The organism is Apibacter sp. B3919, from assembly GCF_026537405.1.
Taxonomy (GTDB): Bacteria; Bacteroidota; Bacteroidia; order Flavobacteriales; family Weeksellaceae; genus Apibacter.
In genome coordinates this window covers 611,936-635,218 of the sequence record NZ_JAFNMG010000002.1, presented here as the reverse complement: position 1 = coordinate 635,218, position 23,283 = coordinate 611,936, and the positions used below count along the sequence as shown (strand labels likewise).

Below are 23,283 nucleotides of genomic sequence, written 5' to 3'. Positions count from 1 at the left end.
AAAAATCAATTTATCCCATAATTATTCATTGAATCAAAATATGAATAACGCATAGCATAACTGTTAATATTAGATTCATAAAAAAAACTTTCAACTGATTGGAGCAAATTTGAATATAGTTTTTTTTATATAAATGATATTTTAATTCGTACAAAAAAAAACCTGCTAAAAAAGCAGGTTTTTTTACTTTATTTTTGTTTAAATTATTTTTTTATAATTTTTTTGGATAATGTTCCTATTTCGGTATCTATATTTACGATATAAATTCCCGCAGATAAATCTTGTAAATCCAATTCATTATTTATTATCCTTGGATATCTTTTAACTTCTTTTCCTGCATAATTGTAAACACTTGCCGAGGTTACTTTTGCTGTAGTTTCTATTTTTAATCTATCTATTACCGGATTTGGAAATAGTTGTATTGATTCTGTTTCATTTTCTTGAGGACCTACCCATACAAATTCTTCCGGTAAGTTTTCTTTTATATTTCTTGATGCAAATGATACGGTATTTTTTATCTTTACTTCATATTCTAAAACAAAGTTTGGAAATAATTCATTTTTCATCTTACAGATCAAAGTTTTGCCTGCATTTTCCGGACCGGCATAAAATTTACCTTTTAGTGCATAGGCGCCGACTTCTTGTTGAGTTGTTTTATCATACCAGGTATAAGTAGTATATTTTCCATCGATAGTATATTCTGATGATAAATCCAACACTTCAAAAATACCTTTAACTCCTCCTTGAAGCGTTGCTTGTGGGTTTAATGTTAAAGATTTAATTGTAAGAAAATTTCCTTTTAAGGTGGATAACTTTAAATTGTTATTAATTCCACTTAATTCACTTATCTTATGAACTTTTGGAACCAGCAATTGAGCTATCTTATTATCACTAAAATATAAGTATATTAAATTAACATTTTTAGAGACATCTAAATTTGTAAATTGATTCGAATAACAATTTAATGTTGTTAAATTAACATTTTTAGATACATCTAAGGTTGTTAATTGATTCAAATTACAATTTAAAATTTTTAAATTAACATTTTTAGAGACATCCAAGGTGGTTAATTGATTGGAATTACAATATAATTCTGTCAAATTAACATTTTTAGAAACATCTAAGGCTTTTAGCTTATTGGAATAACAATCTAAAAATGTTAGTTTACTATTTTTAGATACATCTAAAGTTGTTAATTGATTGGAATTACAATTTAAACTATACAAATTAACATTTTTAGAGACATCCAAGGTGGTTAATTGATTCGAAAAACACTTTAAAACAAATAAATTAACATTTTTAGATACATCCAAGGTGGTTAGTTGATTGGAATAAATATTTAAAAGCATTAAATTAACATTTTTAGACACATCCAAGGTCTTTAGCTTATTGGAATAACCATATAATTCTTTCAAATTAACGTTTTTAGATATATCCAAGGTTATTAGCTGATTGGATGAACAATTTAAATAAATTAAATTAAGATTTTTGGATAGATCTAAGATTTTTAATTGATTCGAATTACAATATAAACCCTTCAAATTAACATTTTTAGTTACATCTATTGTTGTTAATCGATTGCCAGTACAATATAATGTTTCTAAGTTCTTAAAATAATTGCCATTGAAAACTCCATTATAATTTTTGTAGTTTAAATTTAATTGAGTTAAAACTTTTAAACTATTGATATTTTTCCAACCAAATTTTCCGGATAATTTTGTAAAAATAACCTCCGGATTTCCATTAATAGCCTTAGCCATTTCTTCCCAGGTTAACCCCGCCAGTTCATAATTCCATTTTTTTTCACTTTCCGAATATTGCATAAAAAAATTCAATATTCCATATACATCCATCGCGTCGTAATTGGTGGTTGTGGATATTACAAAATGTCCTCTCAAGTAATTTTCTTGTTTTGAAATATCAACGGTTGCCAACAGTGGTGTAGTTATGATACACCAAAATAAAATAAAAAGTAGATTTTTTTTCATAACATTTTTAATTATTTTATATTAATTATGCTAATTTAGTATATTTATTTTTATTTTAACCTTATTTAAAAATAAATATTTATCCTATTAATTATTTTACCCTCTATTTTGAATTAAAAAAATTTATCACTTTTGAAATAAATTAAATTAAATAAAAATGAAACTTGCTATTGATGTTTATTACTATCTGAACCGAGCAAAAGTTGTGGGTATACTATTTAAAAACTGGGATCAACCCATTCCTAATGACTTAATTACTACTTATATTTATGAAGTATCTGAATATGAATAGGGAATGTTTTATAAAAGAGAGCTTCCTTGTATTTTAGAGTTATTGAAGCAAATAAATTTAAAAGATATGAGTCAGATTATAGTTGACGGCTTCGTTTATTTAGATGACACCCATCGGCCGGGATTGGGTAAATACTTATTTGATGCATTGGAAGAGAAAATTCCAATTATAGGGGTAGCTAAAAATCCTTTTTCTACCGGCAAATCTATTGTTCAGGAAATAACAAGAGGAGAAAGTAAAAAGCCCTTATATATTAGTTCTGTCGGAATTTCACTTAATGAAGCTTCTCAATGTATTCAAAATATGCATGGTAATTATAGAATTCCCACCCTCCTTAAATTATTAGATCAAGAAACCAGAAGATAATTCAAACAATAAATTTTTACAATATAAAGTTAAATTTTTAGATAATAGTAAGACAAAAATTTTTGCACAAAAACTTCCAACAATATTTTTAATAACTTATTAGCCGTTAATTTAAAAAAATATTGAAATAGTATAAATGAATAAAATAAATACTAGAACTGAAGTCGAACTTTTTTTTCTGTTGTTGTTTCTAGTTTGTTTACGTATGTGAAATAAAAAGAGCTACAAAAAATTTGTAACTCATTGATTTTTAAGTGACCCCGGAGAGGCTCGAACTCTCGACCCATTGATTAAGAGTCAATTGCTCTACCAACTGAGCTACGGAGTCATAAACAAGAAAAGCTTGAGAATCTCAAGCGCGAATTTTCAAAATGTGACCTGGCTGGGGCTCGAACCCAGGACCCCAACATTAAAAGTGTTGTGCTCTACCAACTGAGCTACCAGGTCTCCCTAAATGTATATATAATCTATTCTTTGAATAGATTGTGACCTGGCTGGGGCTCGAACCCAGGACCCCAACATTAAAAGTGTTGTGCTCTACCAACTGAGCTACCAGGTCTTTATTTAGTGTTTGCTAAGCATTTTCGTTTAGCGAGTGCAAATATAATGACTTTTTTTGGGTATGCAAATATATTTGATAAAAAAATATGATATTTGTAAAAAATCTGATCGTATGATAATTTCTTTATTGGGTTATATGGGAAGTGGTAAATCTACTGTTGGCAAATATCTTGCGAAATCTCTCAACATAACTTTTATTGATTTAGATGAGTATATTTCAGCTCAAGAAAATAAGTCTATTCAAGAAATTTTTTCAATCCATGGAGAAATTTATTTTCGTAAAAAAGAAAATTTTTATCTGAATGAATTATTGAACGGTGACAATATAGTGTTGAGTTTAGGAGGAGGTACTCCTATTTATCATCGCAACATGGATAAAATCAAAGAAAAAAGCTACTCTTTCTATTTAAAAATGAATGTCTCAGAATTAGCAAAAAGGTTAAGTAAAGAAAAAGAACACCGCCCTCTTATTGCGCATTTAGAAGACGAATCTTTACCGGAATTTATTGCCAAGCATTTATTTGAACGTTCAACATTTTATGAGTCGGCTGCTTATAAGATAGCGGTTAACCAAAAAACTCCGGAAGAAATAAGCAATGAAATCATTGCCGTTCTAAAAAATACTAATTAAACATTTAGTGTATTTATTCATCCTCCCATTCCAGAGTATAATCGTCTAATTCTCTCCTATCTTTTTTGGTGGGCCTGCCTAATCCTTTTTGCCTGTAATAGTTTTGCGTTTGTGTTCTTGATTTCATCATTTCAATCTGCTCAGGATCTGTCAGGTCTTTTATATATAAAGGAACCAATTTTGCTCCTACCCGATTGGGAGGAATTTGTATAACTTGGATCGTATAGTCAATCTGATTTTTTCTAATTTTATACGTTTCACCAACTAATATTTCTTTTGAAGGTTTCAAGGGAGCATCATCTAAAAATACTCGATTTTTTTTACATTCTTCGGTAGCAATTGCCCGCGTTTTATAGAAACGCACACACCATAAAAATTTATCTATTCTCATTGGTTGAAAAAATTGGTCTTTAAAATTAAATTTAATCGTAAATTAGCAACTAAATTAACATATTTTATTTACATGATTAAAAAATCCCTTTTAGCCGCCTGTATCTTTTCACTTTTATTTTTTGTTTCGTGTGGGAGCGATGATAATAACGCCTCAACCTTATCCGTTGACGAGCAAAATACAGCTGATGATATGGCTATTGTTAATTTTTTAAATAACTATTATTTCGATGATCTTGGGAAAGTAACCAAATTTTCTGATTCGGTTACTCCAAATGATAAAGAGCCTTTGAGCAAAAATGCAATAAAATCTCCTTTAGGATACTGGGTCGTTAAAAATCCGAAGGCAGATCAGGGTATAAACACCTCCAATATAGCTGACGGTAAAAACAATATACTTATTCATTATTCTTTAAAATATTTTGTTGCAACTGAAGGAGGTAATGGATATTCAACCTTGAATACTTCATCAAGCACAATTGATAATTCAGGGGTTGCACAAGAAGACCCTTTCTTTTATAAAAAGCCCAAAAACGATACGATTCAAAGTGAAAACTATTATGTAATTAAAGGTATTGTTGACGGTTTAAAGGATTTCAAGCCAACTAATAAATCTAAAAATGACCTTTACCATGTATTACAAGGTTTAATTATCGTGCCTTCTCGATTGGCATACGGTAGAGAATCCAATTACATAAACAGTAAAGATGCTACGTTCATTTTAAATTTTGAATTGTATAAAGTTTGTCCTCAAGATCAAACGTGTAATTAAATTTATATATTGTTTGAATGTATTGTTCAGACAATCGTATAATTATTGTCATCAACAATTAAGCTCTGTTGATTATTGGTAGGGACAATTCTATGTTATCCTCTAAACATCATATAGATTTGCTGGACAAAATCATTAAAAGGTTCTTTTATATAATGCGGAAGGACATTGAAATTAATAACTTTTAATGCGGTGCAATTATCCAGATCATGAGTCTTATTACGATCATCCATAACGTTGATATATGTTATATATCCATCAAAATTACAGGCAATAGTTATAAACAGAATATTCTTGTCGGAATTCTGATTTTACAAATATAATCTGAAAGTTGCCGACTTGCTCCGCAATATAAGAAGTCAAAAAAATATTTTTAATGTCTAAGAATTTAGATAATCTAATTTAATAAATCTTAGGATTATAGTTTTCAGGAAATTTAGCCATTTCCGGTTTATAAAAGTCTTCTATTTGATCAAATATCTCTTCAATCGTTTGATTGCCGATATAAATTAATTTGGAAACACCGGTTACTTTATTTTTATAATCGGCATAGGCTAGAGCAATAGGAACATTCGCTTGTTTGGCTATATAGTAAAAACCTTTTTTCCATCGTAAGGCACGGGAACGAGTGGCTTCCGGAGTATTTATTAAAGCCATCGAATCGGAATTTTTAATTAGTTCCGATGAATATTGAACCAAATTATTCCATTGACTTCGATCGACTCCTAAACATCCGAGTGCTTTGAAAAAGAATCCATACCAAGGTTTGGTATAAGCATCTTTAATCATTACTTTATAAGGAATTTTTAAACACCAAAAACTGGCTAAACAATAATATAAATCCCAATTAGAGGTATGGGGAGCACAAATTAATACGCATTTTCTTAATTCATTAACAGGCACTTCATTTTTAAATCTCCATCCCATAACGAACAGCATTAACCTTCCTAGTAATTTTTTCATAATTTGATTACTTATTAAAAATAATTAAAAAGTTCAGTTAATTGACATTAACTGAACTTTTCACATGTATATAATTTTCTAATTAACTTAACATTGACATTATGTAATCCATAATAACTAACACCATCTTAAAGAGAATTTGTACCATGATCTATTTATTTTTTTCTGAATTAATTAAAACACTAAACTAAAAAAAGTTATATTCAGGTGCTCTACATACTGTTATAAAAACCTGAGCTTTAATTATCAGAATCTCTACTATATATATGAACGCCCTAAATTTTTTGCTAAATTAAAAATTTTCTTTGAATTTAACTCAAATTAATTATAAATATCTTAATGGAATTTTATTTATATTTTTAATTACTCCCATACATTTTTTCGTTACGGATACCTGTAAGTTGACGTAAGAATCACTTCCTAAAATTTTTTATCTTAAAAAAAGCCGCTTTACACGGATTAATTAAAAATATTTTACTTTTGTATTTATATATCTTACTTATGACTCCCTTGGTATCGGTTATTATGGCTGCTTACAATGCAGAAAAACATATATCTGCATCAATTGAATCGGTAATCAATCAAACGTATGCTAATTTTGAATTGCTGGTTATTAATGATGGCTCATCCGATAGAACTCAATCAATTATAGAAGAATTTTGTAAAAGAGATTCCCGAATCAAGCTTATTAACAACGATAAAAACTTATTTGTTATAAAATCCCGTAATATCGGAATTGAAAATGCTAAAGGTAAATATTTGGCCATATTAGATGCTGATGATCTTGCATTACCCATACGATTGGAAAAACAAGTTGAATTTCTGGAGAATAATCCGGATGTATTTTTAATAGGCAGCAGTGCTCATATAATTGATGAAAACAATACTATTTGTAATAATTTTATAGCTTTAACCGATTATCATGAATTAAAAAGAAATATTCTCAAAAACAATTTATTCTATCATTCTTCTGTACTATTTAGAAATGAAAAAGTTTTTTATCGAGAAAAAATGATTTATTCGGAAGACTATGATCTCATTTTACGGTTATTTTCAGAAGGTAAAAAAATTGTAAATCTACCTGATACTTTAATCTCATACAGACAAACCAACCATTCACTTTCAAAAACCAAAAACAGACTAGTGCAATGGTTGTTTATCAATAAAGCCCGTGAATTTTATAAAGAAAGGCTTGGTAATGGTAAAGACAGTTATGATGCATTTAATCCACAATCATTTATTAATATAGAAGATATTCATTACCCAATTAGTAAAAAAGATTTGTTATATGCCATGAAAATTTGTTTTTACAGAAAAGATGCAAATCAATTAAAATTTTTAGTAAAAAAATATCGTAACTATTATCCTATATCATTAGATTATATACTTTATTCTCTATTTTCCAAAAATAGAAATACTTTTAATCTCATTTGTAAAATTTATTCTAAACTTTAAACTATGGATATTTTAATTAAATCTTTTAACCGCCCCTTTTATTTGGACAGATGCTTAGCCAGTATCCAAAAATATGTAGTGGGTACTTATTCAATTAAAGTTTTAGATGATGGAACTCCTGAAAAATATCTAAATAAAATTAAATTAAAATACCCGTCCATTAAAATTATAAAATCTGAAAATTATATAGAAAAGGAAGAAGCAATTAAAGATAATTTAAAGTCAGGAAAAGATATTAATGGCTTTAAAATTCCTACTCAACTTTGGGTCAATTCAGTAAAAGAAGCTTCAGATTATTTCATTATAACGGAAGATGATGTTTGGTTTACGAGAAAAATTAATGTGAATGAAATCAATGAAGTAATGAAAAAAGAAAATATATCCTTACTCAAATTAGGTTGGTCAGGAAATAATAATTTTGTTGATCAGTTTAAACATGATAAAATCAATTCCGATATAATTTCCATTTATCCGGATCTTTTTACTGCCCCTCCTTTCATTCTGAAATGTTTTTTTTATAATAAATATAAGTTTTTTAGTATTTTATATAAATTGGGTTTGGTATCTAACACTACTAAAACTAAATATTGGATATTAATTTCAATACTTATGGGTGTTCATAAAAAAGAATTTTGGCTTAAAACCTGGGAAAATATTAATGGAAAAGTTGATGAAAAAAAACAATTATACAATGCAACCCTGTATTTTAGAAAACATAAACACAAAAACATGATCGCTCAATTAAATCATGAAGTTATGAAAACTACGTTTAATTCTTCTGCTACCAATTCCTATCATAATTATGGATTTGATTTTGATGTTAATCAACTTAATTATTTAATTAATGAAAAATGGTATAATGATGCATTTGATCCCATGCAAAATTTTCCTAAGGATTTCTCAGAAGATTACATTCTATCATTTTTGAAAAATGAAAATAACAAAAAAATAAAACCGGAAGAATGGAAAAAATGGTCAGAAAAATTTAAAAATCAATATAGAATTCAAGGGTGTGCTGTTGATGATTAAAAAAAATATATCATTTATTAAATTAATCCCATCGAATCAAAGAGCAAAAAAATAAGCAGTGATTTACTGCTTACTTTTTTAATATCATAATAAATCTAAGAGGTCATTACTCCTCATCATCTTCAATATTTTTCGATTTCAGAATCGCAAAAATCGAATGCTTGTTGAACCAATGTAATTACTTCATTATCAACTTTTTCCTCGTCTCCTTCCAATTCATCAAACCATTCAACATCCTCTTCTTTTACATTTAATATAAATCTAGGATACTCTGTGTGCACAACAAATAAATCTTCAGGAAAATCTGAATTGTCTGCCATTAAAAACTTAGGTAATTTCATATTGTCTTTATTTAAATTTTTATTCGTCTAATAATTCTTTTAACTTAATTAATTCTGTCTTAACTAACTCTAAACGAGCAATGATTTCAACTTTTTTGGATAAATTTTTTTGTGATTGTAAAACAACTTTTGCTCCTTCTAAGGTATATCCTTTTTCTTTTACTAAATAAAAAATTATTTTTAAATTTTCAATATCTTTTGGGGTAAAAAAACGGTCTCCTTTTTTATTCTTTTTGGGTGAAATACTATCAAATTCTTTTTCCCAAAACCTTATAAGTGAAGTATTAACATTAAAAGCCTGCGCTACTTCGCCTATAGAATAATATAATTTTTCAGGAAGTTGTACGTTCATTATTCAAATCTAATGATTTTTTAATTCAACTTACTATTGTTCGTTTAAAAAATTAATCTTTTTTTAGAATTATTAGTACGACCCAAATAATCAATACAGATGCCCTAAAAATATTTATTTATATTTGCCTAAATTTGGTGATTGCTATTTACCGGTAAATATGCAATCTTAAAAGGGAATTCGGTGAAAATCCGAAACAGGCCCGCTGCTGTAATCTTCTAGTACGTTTTAAGAGATATACCACTGAGGAGTTGCTTTCTTGGGAAGGTTCTTAAAATGAAGTAAGTCAGAATACCTGCCAAATTTAACTATAGTTTTACAAGCTTTCGTGGAACAAGGCTGAAACATTAAAAGCATTTCATATTCACTTTTCCTGTTTACTTTTCCGGAAACTAGTTTACTATATCTGTAATTTAAGATATTCGACTCCATGATGATGAACATCAATCATAAATATAGTGTATTTGCTTGTTTTATAAGCCTGATGAGTCCATTATCTTATTCCCAAGAAAAAAAAGACAGCATTACTGTAACAGAATTACAGGAAATACTGGCAACGGGAAAAAGAAATGATAAAGGAATAATTCCTTTCCAAGAATTGAAAGGAAAAGAATTAGAAAATCGAAACAGCTCTTCGGTAGCTGATGCCGTACGATTATTTTCAGGAATTCAACTTAAAGATTATGGAGGTGTTGGAGGAATGAAAACAGTTAATATTCGAGGAATGGGAAGCGAACACGTGGGGGTATTTTATGATGGAATAGCCATAGGAAATGCTCAAAATGGTATGGTTGATTTAGGAAAATTTTCCATGGATAATTTAGAATCAATATCAGTATACAACGGACAAAAAAGTCAAATATTCCAACCCGCTAAAGATTTCGGCTCTGCCGGAGGTATCTATTTAACTACCAAACGTCCTGTTTTTACGGGTGAAAAAAAAACTAATATAGGTGCCACCTATCGTTCCGGATCATTTCATTTAATTAACCCCTTCCTCCTATGGGAACAAAAATTATCCTCATTAATTTCATCTTCTCTTACTATGGAATATATTAATTCAGATGGAAAATATAAATTTCAACAAAAGAAAGGTAATTGGGATACTATCGCTGTAAGACAAAATGGTAACATAAGTGCTTTTAGAACAGAAGGAAATTTATTTGGCATCCTACCTCATGGTAAATGGAATCTGAAAGGATATTATTATAATTCAAGCAGAGGAATACCCGGTGCCGTTTTAAAGAATTCGTATAAAAGGTATCAATTTGCTCAACAATGGGATCGTAATTTCTTTTTGCAGGGATCTTTTGAAAAAATAATCAGCACAAAATACAGAATAGCATTAAATGCTAAATATGCTCATGATTTTACCCATTATAAAAATTTAGAAGTTTTTAATGACTCTATTTGGGGAAATAAATTTTCCAACCGTATTAACAATACTTATAAGCAAGATGAACTATATATTTCATCCTCACAACTGGTTACTTTATTTTCTTTTTGGGATATTTCTTTATCTGCAGATTACCAACATAACGGAATGAATGCCGATTTAAAAAATTTCTCTTCTCCTTCGAGAAATACAGAAATGATCGCTTTAGCTACTGCTTTTCATTGGGATAAAATTAAAATTCAAACAAGTGTTTTAGGTACATTTGTGCAAGAAAAAACGAAACATACGAACAGTATGGGTACAGCTTCAGACAGAAATGAATTTACTCCTGCTGTTTTCTTAAATTACCAACCTTTACATTCTAAAGATATTAGCATTCATGGTTTTTATAAGAGAATTTTTAGAATGCCAACATTTAATGATTTATACTATACGGATTTTGGAAATTCAAACTTAAAACCTGAATATACTAATCAGTTCGATGCAGGTATTCGTATAAATAAAAACTTTACTTCCGGTAATTTTACTCATTTTGATTTTACTATTGATGCCTATTATAATACGGTCAAAGATAAAATCATAGCTTATCCCAAAGGACAACAATTTCGTTGGACCATGTTAAATTTTGGTAAAGCACGAATAAAAGGATTAGATTTATCTTCTAAGACTTCAATAGTAATAAAAAACGTTTTAGTTTCAACCTTTATAACCTATACGTATGAAGATGCACAAAATTTATCTTCTCCTATTTTAAATTATAAAAATCAACTTCCTTATATACCTTGGCATAGTGGGACACTTACTCTAGAAGCTGCTTACAGAGATTGGAATCTAAATTATAGCTTTATGTATACGGGAGAACGGTACAATTCTCCTTCTAATAATCCTGATAATCATGTAAAAGCTGGGTATACTCATGATATACAACTTTCAAGAGAATTATTTTTCACTCATATCAAATGCAAAGCATCCTTACAAATCAATAATATTTTTAATAAATATTACGACATAGTAGCCAATTATCCCATGCCGGGTAGAAACTATACGATCATCATTAAATTAAACATATGAAAAAACTAGAAACTATGGTAGCAAGGAAATTTTTAGTACCAATTTTAGTAATTATTACAGGGTTCATTGTTTCTTGTAGTAATGACGATTCATGGTCTGAAGATGATTCAAACATTATATCCCAACCGGATGCCAAAAAAGGGTTATATATTTTGAATGAAGGTAATTATCAACAAAACAACTCTTCTCTATCCTATTTTGATTATGACACAGCTGATTTTTTTAATAACTATTTTACTAAAATCAACCCTGATCAAGGTGGATTGGGCGATACAGGTAATGATTTAAAAATTTATAAAGATAAAATGTATGCCGTAATCAACGGTTCTAATTATGTTGAAATTATGGAAGCTAAAACAGCCAAGCATATAGGAAAAATAACTATTCCAAATTGCAGATACATTACATTTAACGGCGACTATGCGTATGTGTCTTCATATGCCGGTTCTACTCCCAACGGACAAGGATATGTTGCCAAAGTTGATCTTACTAACGGCACCATTGTAAATGAAGTTACTGTCGGACGCAATCCGGAAGAAATGACTATTGTAAATAATAAGCTTTATGTTGCTAATTCAGGAGGATATTATTCTCCGGATTATGACACAACGGTTTCTGTAATTGACATGAACAGTTTTACAAAAATTAACGATATCGAAGTCGGTAAGAACTTACATAGAATACGAAAAGATAAGAATAATCATATTTGGGTTACTTCAAGAGGCGATTATGCTAATTTAAAACCTTTCGTTGCTGTTATTGATCCATCGACTGATCAAGTCATTAATAAACTGAATTTAGCGGTTTCTGACTTCACTTTTTATAAAGATAAACTTTATTTTTATGGATCGGAATATTCTTCAGGAAAAACTATAAATAATTATGGTATTATAAATATAGATACGCAAAAAGTGATAAGTTCCGAATTAATCAAAGAGGGTTCAAAGTCTGAAATTATGTCTCCATATGGGATAATTACCGATCCTGAAGATGGCAGCTTTTATATTGGAGATGCTATGGATTTTGTTTCCAATGGAAAAATATATTATTTCTCAAAAAATGGCGACTTACTATGGTGGAAATCAACCGGCGTATCTCCCGGACATTTTGCCTTAGTAAGTAAATAAATTTTTTAAACTACTATAGCTTTAAAAAAAGTAAAAAGATTGTTTTTCAACAATCTTTTTACTTTTTGGTACTATATCTTAATATCCTACCTATTATATAGCATAAAAATATTGTCGGAAAATTGATGAAAAATGGATTAATAAATAATACTATTACTAAATGTTAAGATAAAATCTATAAATTGGCAAGGCATCTGAAATTTAAAACAACTTATTATATTTCATAAATTTATCAAATATATAGGCGTTATTATAATACGATACTATTTTCATTTTTTAATTTCACAGTTTAATCAAAAATTGTAACTTTGGCAGCAAAACTTTACAAAAAATACTAAAAATATAATGAGCATCATCATCATTATTTTCGCAGCAGCCATTCTGAGTTTATATTCAGGTGTTTTCGGGCAAGGAAAATACTCTCAACCATTTGCAATTTTAGGATTACTTATCGCTTTGGTCGTCTCTTTTTACGGAGATAGTCCTTTTTTCACACGATATGCGTCCATGTTTGCTTTTGATCAAACAGCCAAAATATTTACTCAAATATCTATTTTGACCACTTTGCTAATCGTATTCTTAGGAAAATATGCGTTTCGTCTCATAGATCATCATCAAGCAGAGGTATATAGCTTAATGCTTTTTGCACTTTGTGGCGGTATAGTCCTTTTCTCCTATCAAAATTTAATTACTTTATTTCTAGGTATTGAAATTTTATCAATTCCTTTATATGTATTAGCAGGAAGCAATAAGAATGACTTACGTTCCAATGAAGCTTCCATCAAATATTTCCTATTAGGAGCATTTGCAACCGGATTTTTACTTTTCGGAATTGCATTAATATACGGTATAACCGGATCTTTTGATTTACAAACTATACGTTTATACAGCATACAAGCGACTCACTACCCTACTATGTACATAACCGGAATAATTTTATTGTTAGTCGGGTTATTGTTTAAAATATCCATAGTTCCTTTTCATTTTTGGGCTCCGGACGTATACGAAGGCTCTCCTTCCCTAATCACAGCTTTTATGGCTTCTGTGGTAAAAATATCAGGTTTTGTTGCTTTATATAAATTGGTTGAAACAGCTTTTATCGGTCAACTAAACCAATGGCAATATATAATTTTCTATGCAGCAATTTTAACATTACTATCTGCCAATATTGTAGGTGTATTGCAAAAAAATGCTAAAAGAATGTTGGCATATTCCAGTATTTCGCATGCCGGTTATTTATTGCTAATTTATTTTAATACAGATGCTAATTCTATCTATACATTAGCATTCTATTTATTAGCTTATTCACTTTCAACTATAGGTGCTTTTATCAGCCTTATTTACATCGAAAGAATTTCAAATGGTATTACCGATATAAATGCTTTCAACGGATTGGCCAAGAAACAACCCATCTTAGCTTTGGTAACTACAATCTCTCTATTATCTATGGCAGGTATTCCGTTAACTTCCGGATTCATTGCTAAATTTACGTTGTTTTCACAAGCATTATATACTCAACCGATATTAGTCATTATAGCTATTATAGGATCTGCAATCAGTATTGGATACTATCTTAAGCTTATCATTGCCATGTATTTTAAACCGGGTTATAAAGAATTAAATGAAGCTAAAAAAGCTCCAATTATTTACAATGTTATAGCTGTTATATTGGTAATTTTAATAATCCTTTTGGGAGTTTATCCTGAACCTGTTTTTTCTTGTTTAGCTTTGGCTAATTAAGAAATAAACAGTTTTTAATGTTGAGCATTATAAGATTAGTTCAACAATATCATTTAAAAGAGATACGTATAATAATATATCATATAAATAAAAAAAGTCGCAATATAATTGCGACTTTTTTATTTACTTAAATTTGTTAGAAACTAGTATTTTTTATCTCTTCATTTGTAAATTACAAAGTGTTCTTTGTTTCAGATAATTTGGGTTCAAATTAAATCGTTAAAAAATCCATTCCAATTTTTTTAATTGATAGCTATTATATCGCCGGTTCCTGTTGACTCAAACAATGGAAACTACCTAATCCCCAAATGATATCAGTGGAATCTATTCCTATTACATTTCTATTCGGAAAACATTTTTTTATGATATCCAACGCTCGTTTATCATTTTCACCATTAAAAATTGGTACAATCACTGATTTATTAGCTATGTAAAAATTTGCATAAGAAGCAGGTAAACGACATCCATCGTAATATACCGGTTCGGGCATAGGTAATTCTAAAACTTGTAAAGGAGAACCATCGGGAAGTTTCATGGCTTTTAATTGTTTTAGATTTTGTTGTAATATGTGATAGTTTTCATCATTTTTATTATCTTCTACCACAGCAAGTACGGTATTTTCATTTATAAAACGTACGGTATCATCTATATGACCATCTGTATCATCGCCAACAATTCCCTCATCGATCCATAGGACTTGATTTACTCCATAATAATTTTTCAGATATTCTTCGATTTGACTTTGATTTAAATGAGGATTTCTGTTTTTATTAAGTAGACATGACTTAGATGTTAGTACCGTTCCTTTACCGTTAAACTCAACGGAACCACCTTCCATCACTATGCCCGGATTAAAAACAGGTAATCTTTCTTCTTTGGCTATATGAAGAGGTATTTCATTATCCAAATCATAGGGAGGATATTTATCACCCCAGGCATTATAATTCCAATTTACAATGGCTTTTTTATGTTCTAATGAATGGGGATTAATTACAAACGCAGGACCATGGTCGCGACACCAAGCATCATTAGTCGGATGAATATAAAAATTGATCATATCCAAATTAGCATTTGTTTTTTCTATATAATTCATGGCAAAGTCTTTCATCTCAACACTAACCACATTTATATTAACTTCTTCCCCTTTAGATACCTCTGCTATAAATTGCGCATATGGGGCATAGATTTTTTCAATTTTACCCGGCCATGATAATTCTTTGTGCGGCCAAGATAACCAAGTAGATTTATGAGGATAAAATTCAGCCGGAAAAAAGAATCCTAATTCTTTAGGAGTTTTATTTAAAAATTCTTGCGGAGTATATTTCATATAATCTTTGCTTGACATATTCAGTCTATGTTTTAAATTATTATTTATTTAATCCAAAATTACAGAAATAAAAAAAATTAATCTATTTTTGTAAAAATTTTTAATAATTTCTATTAAGTGATCACTTCCATAAATAAGCACAAAAAACAATTAGTTTTGTTTTTTCTAGCAGGAGCCTTAAGTGCCGTAATTGAAATTTTTTGTATGAAATTACTAAGCTTGCCTAATATGCTGCCTCATTTTTTTTCTTTTGAAAACAAGTCCAACGCCTACCCATTATCCAATCTTTTATCTACCGGAGCGGGTATTTTGAGCAATTATTTTTTTAGCATTCGCTATGTTTTTGAACGAGGTAAACATTCCAGAAGAAAGGAATTTGTATTATTTTTTAGCCTTTCTATAATTACTATGTTTATGAGCTGGGGAGCATTTGCGTTTTTTCATTTTTTCGTTAACAAACCCATTAATTTTTACTTTTATACTATAGGAGACATAGTATTTTGTAAAGCTGCCGCTATTTTCGCAGTATCTATAATCAATTATATCGCAAAAAAGAAAATAGTATTTTCTAATTAATAAAAATTTATAATCTTATAATCTAAATACAGTATAATATTTACTGTATTTAGGATTTTCATGCCTTGCGGTAAGTTTTAAGCTTACAGATGGTATTTCCTTTATATAGTGAAAAAAAGATCGTAATTCGATCTGATATATTTATTTTCTATTAACTATATCTATTGATTAAATTGTATTTCTAAGAAAAACCTTATCTTTTTGTATATCTAGAATTATGTTTCCTCCCATCATTAAGGCGCGTGTATCGAAAATATGTCCCCCGGGAAAACCAAATGCCATGGGAATATTGTATTTTTGAAATCGTAAAGAAATAATTTTATAGGCTTCTTGATCAAACGGTTCATCATAGAATTTATTTTCATCTTTTGAATCCATTTTCGTAAAAGCTCCTACCAGTAATCCTTTAATTTTATTAAGTACTCCCGCTCTTTTCAATCCGATCAGCATTCGATCAATATGATAATAATTCTCATACCAATCCTCCATAAATATAATTTTATCTTCCCAATGATCTAAGGATCTACTTCCTAACAGACTGTATAAAATGGATAGGTTGCCTCCTGTCAAAATTCCTTCAACTTTTCCTGTTTTATTAAAAGAAGTGATTTCTATTTCATATTCAAGTTTTCTATTCTCTAAGGCATCCACAAGGGTTGTATAGGTTTCATTTGACTGTCCTTGCGGTAATGATTTACAAACGGTTGCATGTAAAGTAGGAATTCCTCTTCTATTAAAATGCTGATGAAAAACCGTATTATCCGAATATCCGATTAACCATTTAGGGTTTTCTTTAAATTTATTCAATTTTAAAAAATCCACTAGTTGCACTCCTCCGTAGCCGCCTCGAGCGAACCATATAGCCTTAGCATGGGGATGATCTAATGCCCATTGCAAATCTTCCAACCTTTCTTTTACTGTTCCCGAATAATTATATCCGAAATAATAATGATTGAATGTATTTTTACCTATTTCATACTTCCAGCCTAGTTTAATAATTAAATCAATTGCCGGTTGAATGTCCTCTTTTTTAACTGCTCCTGCCGGTGCTACAATTAAAATAGTATCTCCTTTTTTAATAGGTTTCATAAAATTATGATATAGACTCATTACTATCCTGTTCTATTGATTGATTTAATTTTCCTTTTACATTTTCCATCTAACAGGTATCTACAAAATGTATGCATTTTTAATTTTTTATGCTACATTGTGTCTGAAACCAATTGAGTAAAAGGATATAATCTTTTTCCGATAAATTTGCCTCTTTGTGCATCCAAAGATAACTGTTGAGGGGCATGGTTTTATTTTCAATTACTCGGTATAGGGATGAATTAATATGTTCTTTCTGATAACGATTATATTTTCCATATTCTGAAAAATTAACGTATTCTTTTCCTTGATTTACATGTTCTTTAATAAACCAAGATATAGGAGCAATGGAAGAATACCATGGATAATTTACTTCATTGGAATGACAATCGTAGCAGGCTTTTTTTAAAATTTTTTGTATTTCCGGAGATGCATGTGTTACCTGATTATAGTCTATTTTTTTGTCAACCGATGGATTTTCTTTATCTATTTGAATTAATTGGAAAGATAAAAAAATGATAATTCCATAAAGCAATATTTTCTTCATCAGTAATCAATTACCGTTTATAGTTTAAATATGGATATTGAATTTATAAAATCCAAACTTCATTAATATCCCATAAGGGTCTGACATCGATAACATTGGGATATAAATAGGTAGGTTCTGACGGTTTGAAATTTTCCAGATCTGCCGAATCCCAAATTCCGTTATTATTCTGATCTACCAATATACGAATCAAATATTTTCCCGGTTTCATGTTTTGAAATATAAAAGTATCTTGCGATCCATAAATACTTTCCAACACTTCGTATTTTTCATTTACCAGTTGAAAGAAAAATTTTGAATCAGGCTTATTTTGTAATCTGATACTTAAATTTCCAAATTCATTCTGCTTTTTGGTTTTAATAACATATGACAACGTATCTTTATTAGTTTGATTTAAAAAATCTTTAAATGATTGATCTTTAATGGTTACCTTGTATTCCGTATCATAAGCTACAGGAAATTTAATAGCAATATTTTTAGCATTTAAAGAATCTATTTCCGTATTAAAATTTATGGGTTCATTATTTTTACTTACTTCTATTCTGTTTTTGTCAATCCGATTAATGTAATTGGATGCTTTTAACATAAAACAGGTAGTGGGTGAAACTTCTTTTTCGATGGGTGTAATTGACAACTCAGACTTTAAGGTATTATCATATAATAAATTAAGCGTATCTACTTTTTGAAGGTATTTTAAAAGTAATTTTATTCTAAATTTCTTTTCTGTTTTTTTGAATTCTGCATTATTAAAATATACATATAAACTGTCGGCAAAAGGCTGATGTTCTATTTTATAAGAAGGAAAATCACGATCAACAGGAGTTATACTTAATTTATCGGGGTGTCCTTTAAATTTAACTTTTATTATGCCCTGACCCTCTTGTTCTGCTTTTAAAAATTTGTACGATTGCTTTACAGGAGACAATACTAATGAATAAGTTTCCGGATACAAGGGATTAATATCTTTTGCTGCAAATCCTACCATTTCTTTATCCGTGTCAGGAATTAAATTTGAATTTAGATCATTAAATGCCAATAATCTATACTTTCCTTCATGCAAATGTTTTAATTTGAAATTTCCTGCAGAATCTACTCTTGAAATGTAATAGGGTTTATTTTTTAAATTTACGGAATCTTTACCTGATTTATCTTTTTCAATCTTATACAAGGATACGATCGTCGGGTTTGCCAATTCTTTTTTTAAACTTTGCCTAACCGTACCATTAACTTGTAGACTATCAATTGTATTTCCCGTAGAAAATGTATAGGAAAAATTGTTTAATTTATTTCCTTCGTTATTATCTTGAATGCTCGATCCAAAATTGATAGTATAGGTAGTATTCGGAAGTAACGGTTCATAAAAACGAACGGTTACGTATTTCCTTGCTGTACCAACCGGAGAAATGGTTGGGGTAATTGCGGGAGGTGGTGAAATGATGACCTGCTGTGCTATGTCTCTCAAAATCACATATTCGTCAAAATTTAATACAATTTCCTTAGTATTAGGATTAACATTTGTAGCTAATGTATCCGGTTTAGAGCCTAAAAATTTAGGAGGTGTAATATCTTTAGGACCTCCGCTTGGACTCCCAACTCGTGCACATGAAATTATTAGGCTGCTTACTACAAGAATTTTAATTATTTTATACATATACAAAGTTTAGTATAGTGTTTACAAATATACTTATTGTGTCCCATTGTCAAGTATTTAATTCTTAATTTATCTTCATCGATGTAAATTTTTGTTTTATACTTGAAAATACCTGATTTTATTGATTCAATAAATCAGGATAATCTGATGTATGACCAGTCAATAAAGTAAAGGGATGAACCGGATATGATTCAACTATAACCGGTTGATTATATACAAAGTTTATGAGTTTAGTGAAGATAAAAATTTATATAACTATAAACTATTGCTTCTCTTAATTTTTATTTTACTGAACTAAAGGGTTTTCTTTTAAAAACAAGGAGGGATATTGTTTTTTGTAATAGCTGACAATCATTTGAGATACAAGATTATAAGCAATAATTCCTTCTTTTTGCGAATTTGATTTAAGGTATACATTATTCATATAAGAAAATACATCTGATCCTAACCCTGACATTCCCAGATAATATTTTTTTTCTTTTTCTCGATCCAATTTCATTCCTTCCGAATAATTTCTTAAAAGTAAATGCACAAATGCAGAATCATTTACATAGATTTCTCGCAATAGATAATTTAAAGCTTTATATTTAACACTATATTGGAAATCTTTATTGGGTGAAGATTCTCCCATATAAAAGGAATAAAAGTTTGCTTCATCTTCTCTCGCCACTCCTACCTGATGTCCCATTTCATGTGCTATGGTAAAGGGGATCGATGTATCGGGAATTCCTTTAGCAACTTGAGCTTCTCCTGTAAATGGATTATAATATCCCAGTATTCCCAATTTAATTAAAATGGGATTAAAGATTGATTTTTTAACGTTTTCACTTTGCCTCGGAATACCATAAAAAGCACTTTGTTCTTGATTAATTATTTGAATCATCTTTTCACGGTTGACCGTAAATTCTCCTTTTTTATTGTTGGAAACTTCTTCCTTTAGTTTAACACATTCATTTAACAAATGTCCCGCAACAATTTTATAATCAATTAGAAATAATTTTTCTTGAGAATTTTCATATTGGGAGAAATTTCTATAGTTGTATAAAAGCCCAAACGACAACATAAACCATCCGTATAAAATGTTTAAAAGAAGTAAGATCTTTATAAAACATGCTGTTATTTTTTCTTTCTTCTTTTTTATAAAAAAAATGAATGCTTGTATCAAACATGATAAGATAAATACGGCTAAAATTATATAAAATATATCTCCTATTGAAATTGAAATATTTCCGAATACTGAATTTAAAAAAAACTTTACTTTTATTACAAAACGATAATACCAACTATCCGTCGGATTTAAACTCAATTTTATAACTTGAAATATGAAAAATTGCAACAAAAGTGAAGATAATAAACCGCTTATACTTACTTTTATTTTCTTCTTATTTAACATATTTATTGAAATTTTATAGCTTTTATAGGAGATATTTTAGTTATTAAATAAGAAGGTAAAAGTAACACTATTCCGCTAATAACTAAAGAAACCAAAGATATAATAAAAATATAAAAGAAATTTATGTAAACCGGTACTGAACTTACATAGTAATTATCAGGATTCAATTTTATAACCTCAAAATACTTTTGAATATATAATAATGCAATAGCAATACAATTTCCTACCAACAATCCCGGAATCATTATGAAAAGAGTATAATTTATAAAAATTTTTCTAATTTGTTTATTTGATGCTCCCAACGTTTTTAACATTCCTATTGAATTGGTTCGCTCAATAATCAGAATAAGAAGCACCATGATAATATTTATGACAACTACAACCATCATAATCGACATGATTATGAAAATATTGGTATCAAAAATACGTATCCAATCATTGATTTGTGAAAATGTTGTTGTTGCCTTTTCTGCATAATTATTAAATCCGGCACATTCTTCAATTTTAGGGAAAACCGTGTCTAAATCTTCAATATCTTTTATAAAAATATCATATCCTCCTATATCATCTTCGTTCCAATGATTTAATTTTTGGATATGCTGTATATCTCCTATCAAAAATACATCATCAATTTGTTTTATGTCTGTTCTGAAAATCCCCTTCAACGTAAATCGTCTGTAAATAGGTGTTTGATTTTCTCTTACAAAAAACATGACAAAGGTTGAATCAATATCCAGCTTCATTTCTTTGGCAATTTTTTCGGACAAAATCACCTCATTACTTATCGAATTTTTAGAATAATTGGGAATTTCCCCTTTAATCATGAACTCTTTAAATCGTTTGCGGTCAAAATCTTCTGAAACTCCTTTTAAAATAACCCCGGCAAAACTTATATTTGTTCTAATTACGCCGCTTCGGGTAGCATATTCTTGAATATTGGAAACCTCAGGATTATTTTTTATTTTTTCAAGCTGTACATTTTTTCTATTTAGTTTGGAACTGTTGAATGAATTGTTACTGTCGTAACTTCTAATGGTGATATGACCGTTGAAATCGGCCATTTTTTGTTTAATGGCTTTTTTAGATCCAAGACCTATAGCCATAGTTAAAACAGACACTACGATACCTATTGCAATAGCCGTTTGACCGATACGAATGATGGTTTGCGAAAGATTATTTTTATTACTTTTTGATAAAGCTATTTTTTTGGATATAAACCAGGTAAAATTCAACTCGGAAATTTTTTTCAAATATAATTAATTGTTTACTATTTTAACCTTTTTTAGCCTATTTCGTTATATAATCGAGGATTTAAATTTATGTGTATATAGATTTTCTATAAATTAAATCGTTCCATATTATTTTAAGTTAGTATTTTTTGTAATCGTTAATGATTTAAAGGTTTAATCGTACCTAAACTAAAATATAGATAATACACTTAATTTTAGAAACATTCTATTAGATAAAAACAATTTAACAGATTAATTCTTATAAAATTTATACTATCCGACTTGAACGCCAAAAAGATGCCCAACGAAGGCTGCTAATCCCATCGAAAGAGTACCCCAAAAAGCAATTTTGAACATACCTTTTAGCATGCTATACCCTCCGGTCTTTGCAGATATGGCTCCAAGTATAATAAGAAAGATAATTGAAAACAAATATTGCATTAATACCATATGATTGAGAGGTGCAAAAATCGAAAGAAGTAATGGTAAAATTCCACCCGATAAAAAAGAAAATAAGGATGCTAAAGCTGCTTGCAAAGGACGAGCTTTAGATATTTCATTAATTCCCAACTCATCCCTTGCATGGGCTGCTAACGCATTATAATTCGTAAGTTGTTCAGCTACTTTAATTGATAATTCCTTATCTAATCCCCGTTTTTGATAAATTTTAGCTAGTTCTTGTAATTCAACCTCAGGTGTCGCATCTAACTCTCTTTGCTCTCTGATTAAATCCGATTTTTCAATGTCTTCCTGGGAACTTACCGAAACATATTCTCCTGAAGCCATAGACATGGCTCCGGCAATTATCCCCGATACGGCAGATAAAATAATAAATTCTCTATTGGTACTAGCTGCTGCAACTCCTATTACTAAACTGGTTGTAGAAAGTATACCGTCATTTGCTCCTAAAACTGCTGCACGCAACCAACCGATCTTATGAACATAATGTTTTTCTGAGGTATAAGATTTTTTTTCCATCATAATGAATTAATCATCA

Annotated in this window: 23 protein-coding genes, 3 tRNA genes and 1 riboswitch; of the genes, 10 read left to right on the top strand and 16 right to left on the bottom strand. The window is 29.3% G+C overall.

Annotated elements, in window-relative coordinates:
• Positions 1–203: 203 nt before the first annotated feature.
• Positions 204–1,988 (bottom strand): T9SS type A sorting domain-containing protein, encoded by a 1,785-nt coding sequence (locus tag J3U20_RS06115; RefSeq protein ID WP_160542054.1) that lies wholly within the window; start codon positions 1,986–1,988, stop codon positions 204–206.
• Positions 1,989–2,145: 157 nt separating this feature from the next.
• Here J3U20_RS06115 and J3U20_RS06110 point away from each other — a divergent pair, with 157 nt between their 5' ends.
• A complete protein-coding gene (locus tag J3U20_RS06110; RefSeq protein ID WP_255448166.1) occupies positions 2,146–2,280 on the top strand; it encodes a hypothetical protein in 135 nt (44 codons plus the stop codon).
• A 66-nt stretch (positions 2,281–2,346) separates the two neighbouring features.
• Positions 2,347–2,646, top strand: a complete 300-nt coding sequence (locus tag J3U20_RS06105; protein WP_255448165.1) for a hypothetical protein — start codon at positions 2,347–2,349, stop codon at positions 2,644–2,646.
• A gap of 255 nt (positions 2,647–2,901) precedes the next feature.
• On the opposite strand, the gene J3U20_RS06100 is transcribed toward J3U20_RS06105, so the two are convergent.
• From J3U20_RS06100 to J3U20_RS06090, 3 genes are all read right to left on the bottom strand, one after another.
• A tRNA-Lys gene (locus J3U20_RS06100) sits at positions 2,902–2,974 on the bottom strand.
• Positions 2,975–3,020: 46 nt separating this feature from the next.
• Positions 3,021–3,093, bottom strand: a tRNA-Lys gene (locus J3U20_RS06095).
• A 39-nt stretch (positions 3,094–3,132) separates the two neighbouring features.
• Positions 3,133–3,205 (bottom strand) — tRNA-Lys (locus J3U20_RS06090).
• Positions 3,206–3,319: 114 nt separating this feature from the next.
• Between J3U20_RS06090 and J3U20_RS06085 the strand changes: the two genes are divergently transcribed.
• On the top strand, positions 3,320–3,838 hold the full coding sequence (locus J3U20_RS06085) for a shikimate kinase (RefSeq protein ID WP_160542053.1): 519 nt from the start codon (positions 3,320–3,322) through the stop codon (positions 3,836–3,838).
• Between the two features lie 13 nt (positions 3,839–3,851).
• Here the strand turns inward: J3U20_RS06085 and J3U20_RS06080 are convergent, their stop codons facing one another.
• Entirely contained in the window at positions 3,852–4,229 is a 378-nt protein-coding gene (locus J3U20_RS06080; RefSeq protein WP_105297909.1) for an RNA-binding S4 domain-containing protein, read from the bottom strand.
• A gap of 72 nt (positions 4,230–4,301) precedes the next feature.
• On the opposite strand from J3U20_RS06080, the gene J3U20_RS06075 reads away from it, so the two are divergent.
• Complete coding sequence (locus tag J3U20_RS06075) at positions 4,302–5,000, top strand: hypothetical protein (protein WP_160542052.1); 699 nt, start codon at positions 4,302–4,304, stop codon at positions 4,998–5,000.
• Positions 5,001–5,095: 95 nt separating this feature from the next.
• Here the strand turns inward: J3U20_RS06075 and J3U20_RS06070 are convergent, their stop codons facing one another.
• Positions 5,096–5,233 (bottom strand): hypothetical protein, encoded by a 138-nt coding sequence (locus J3U20_RS06070; RefSeq protein WP_160542051.1) that lies wholly within the window; start codon positions 5,231–5,233, stop codon positions 5,096–5,098.
• A 169-nt stretch (positions 5,234–5,402) separates the two neighbouring features.
• Positions 5,403–5,963, bottom strand: a complete 561-nt coding sequence (locus J3U20_RS06065) for a 1-acyl-sn-glycerol-3-phosphate acyltransferase (protein ID WP_160542050.1) — start codon at positions 5,961–5,963, stop codon at positions 5,403–5,405.
• 501 nt (positions 5,964–6,464) lie between these two features.
• Here J3U20_RS06065 and J3U20_RS06060 point away from each other — a divergent pair.
• Complete coding sequence (locus tag J3U20_RS06060) at positions 6,465–7,418, top strand: glycosyltransferase family 2 protein (protein WP_160542049.1); 954 nt, start codon at positions 6,465–6,467, stop codon at positions 7,416–7,418.
• Positions 7,419–7,421: 3 nt separating this feature from the next.
• Positions 7,422–8,447: a glycosyltransferase family 2 protein gene (locus tag J3U20_RS06055; protein ID WP_160542048.1), complete on the top strand. Its 1,026-nt coding sequence runs from the start codon at positions 7,422–7,424 to the stop codon at positions 8,445–8,447.
• 122 nt (positions 8,448–8,569) lie between these two features.
• Here the strand turns inward: J3U20_RS06055 and J3U20_RS06050 are convergent, their stop codons facing one another.
• Together J3U20_RS06050 and J3U20_RS06045 are read right to left on the bottom strand one after the other, a co-directional pair.
• The gene (locus J3U20_RS06050; protein ID WP_160542047.1) at positions 8,570–8,788 is read right to left on the bottom strand and encodes a hypothetical protein; all 219 of its coding nucleotides are present in this window, start codon (positions 8,786–8,788) and stop codon (positions 8,570–8,572) included.
• 19 nt (positions 8,789–8,807) lie between these two features.
• Positions 8,808–9,140, bottom strand: coding sequence for a MerR family transcriptional regulator (locus tag J3U20_RS06045; protein ID WP_160542046.1), 333 nt, complete (start codon positions 9,138–9,140; stop codon positions 8,808–8,810).
• Positions 9,141–9,258: 118 nt separating this feature from the next.
• Positions 9,259–9,458, top strand: a riboswitch (cobalamin riboswitch).
• A 166-nt stretch (positions 9,459–9,624) separates the two neighbouring features.
• Here J3U20_RS06045 and J3U20_RS06040 point away from each other — a divergent pair.
• The 3 genes from J3U20_RS06040 (at position 9,625) to J3U20_RS06030 (ending at position 14,474) form a co-directional block, all read left to right on the top strand.
• On the top strand, positions 9,625–11,607 hold the full coding sequence (locus J3U20_RS06040) for a TonB-dependent receptor (protein WP_221410872.1): 1,983 nt from the start codon (positions 9,625–9,627) through the stop codon (positions 11,605–11,607).
• Positions 11,604–12,734, top strand: coding sequence for a YncE family protein (locus J3U20_RS06035; protein ID WP_160542044.1), 1,131 nt, complete (start codon positions 11,604–11,606; stop codon positions 12,732–12,734). The genes J3U20_RS06040 and J3U20_RS06035 overlap by 4 nt, the downstream gene beginning before the upstream one ends.
• A 345-nt stretch (positions 12,735–13,079) precedes the next feature.
• A complete protein-coding gene (locus tag J3U20_RS06030; protein WP_160542043.1) occupies positions 13,080–14,474 on the top strand; it encodes an NADH-quinone oxidoreductase subunit N in 1,395 nt (464 codons plus the stop codon).
• Positions 14,475–14,730: 256 nt separating this feature from the next.
• Here J3U20_RS06030 and J3U20_RS06025 read toward each other — a convergent pair whose 3' ends face one another.
• On the bottom strand, positions 14,731–15,819 hold the full coding sequence (locus J3U20_RS06025) for an agmatine deiminase family protein (protein WP_160542042.1): 1,089 nt from the start codon (positions 15,817–15,819) through the stop codon (positions 14,731–14,733).
• A 99-nt stretch (positions 15,820–15,918) separates the two neighbouring features.
• Between J3U20_RS06025 and J3U20_RS06020 the strand changes: the two genes are divergently transcribed.
• Positions 15,919–16,377 carry a GtrA family protein gene (locus tag J3U20_RS06020; protein ID WP_255410613.1) on the top strand — a complete coding sequence of 153 codons (459 nt, stop codon included), beginning with the start codon at positions 15,919–15,921 and terminating at the stop codon, positions 16,375–16,377.
• A 168-nt stretch (positions 16,378–16,545) separates the two neighbouring features.
• Here J3U20_RS06020 and J3U20_RS06015 read toward each other — a convergent pair whose 3' ends face one another.
• The 6 genes from J3U20_RS06015 to J3U20_RS05990 all read right to left on the bottom strand — a co-directional run bounded on the left by J3U20_RS06015 (position 16,546) and on the right by J3U20_RS05990 (position 23,264).
• The gene (locus tag J3U20_RS06015) at positions 16,546–17,466 is read right to left on the bottom strand and encodes a S66 peptidase family protein (RefSeq protein WP_160542041.1); all 921 of its coding nucleotides are present in this window, start codon (positions 17,464–17,466) and stop codon (positions 16,546–16,548) included.
• 100 nt (positions 17,467–17,566) lie between these two features.
• A complete protein-coding gene (locus J3U20_RS06010) occupies positions 17,567–18,013 on the bottom strand; it encodes a heme-binding domain-containing protein (protein ID WP_160542040.1) in 447 nt (148 codons plus the stop codon).
• Between the two features lie 43 nt (positions 18,014–18,056).
• Positions 18,057–19,664, bottom strand: a complete 1,608-nt coding sequence (locus J3U20_RS06005) for an Ig-like domain-containing protein (protein ID WP_160542039.1) — start codon at positions 19,662–19,664, stop codon at positions 18,057–18,059.
• A 286-nt stretch (positions 19,665–19,950) separates the two neighbouring features.
• Positions 19,951–21,057, bottom strand: coding sequence for a DUF3810 family protein (locus tag J3U20_RS06000; protein ID WP_160542038.1), 1,107 nt, complete (start codon positions 21,055–21,057; stop codon positions 19,951–19,953).
• Between the two features lie 2 nt (positions 21,058–21,059).
• Positions 21,060–22,289 carry an ABC transporter permease gene (locus J3U20_RS05995; RefSeq protein WP_160542075.1) on the bottom strand — a complete coding sequence of 410 codons (1,230 nt, stop codon included), beginning with the start codon at positions 22,287–22,289 and terminating at the stop codon, positions 21,060–21,062.
• A gap of 270 nt (positions 22,290–22,559) precedes the next feature.
• Positions 22,560–23,264, bottom strand: a complete 705-nt coding sequence (locus J3U20_RS05990) for a VIT1/CCC1 transporter family protein (protein ID WP_160542037.1) — start codon at positions 23,262–23,264, stop codon at positions 22,560–22,562.
• Positions 23,265–23,283: the final 19 nt, after the last annotated feature.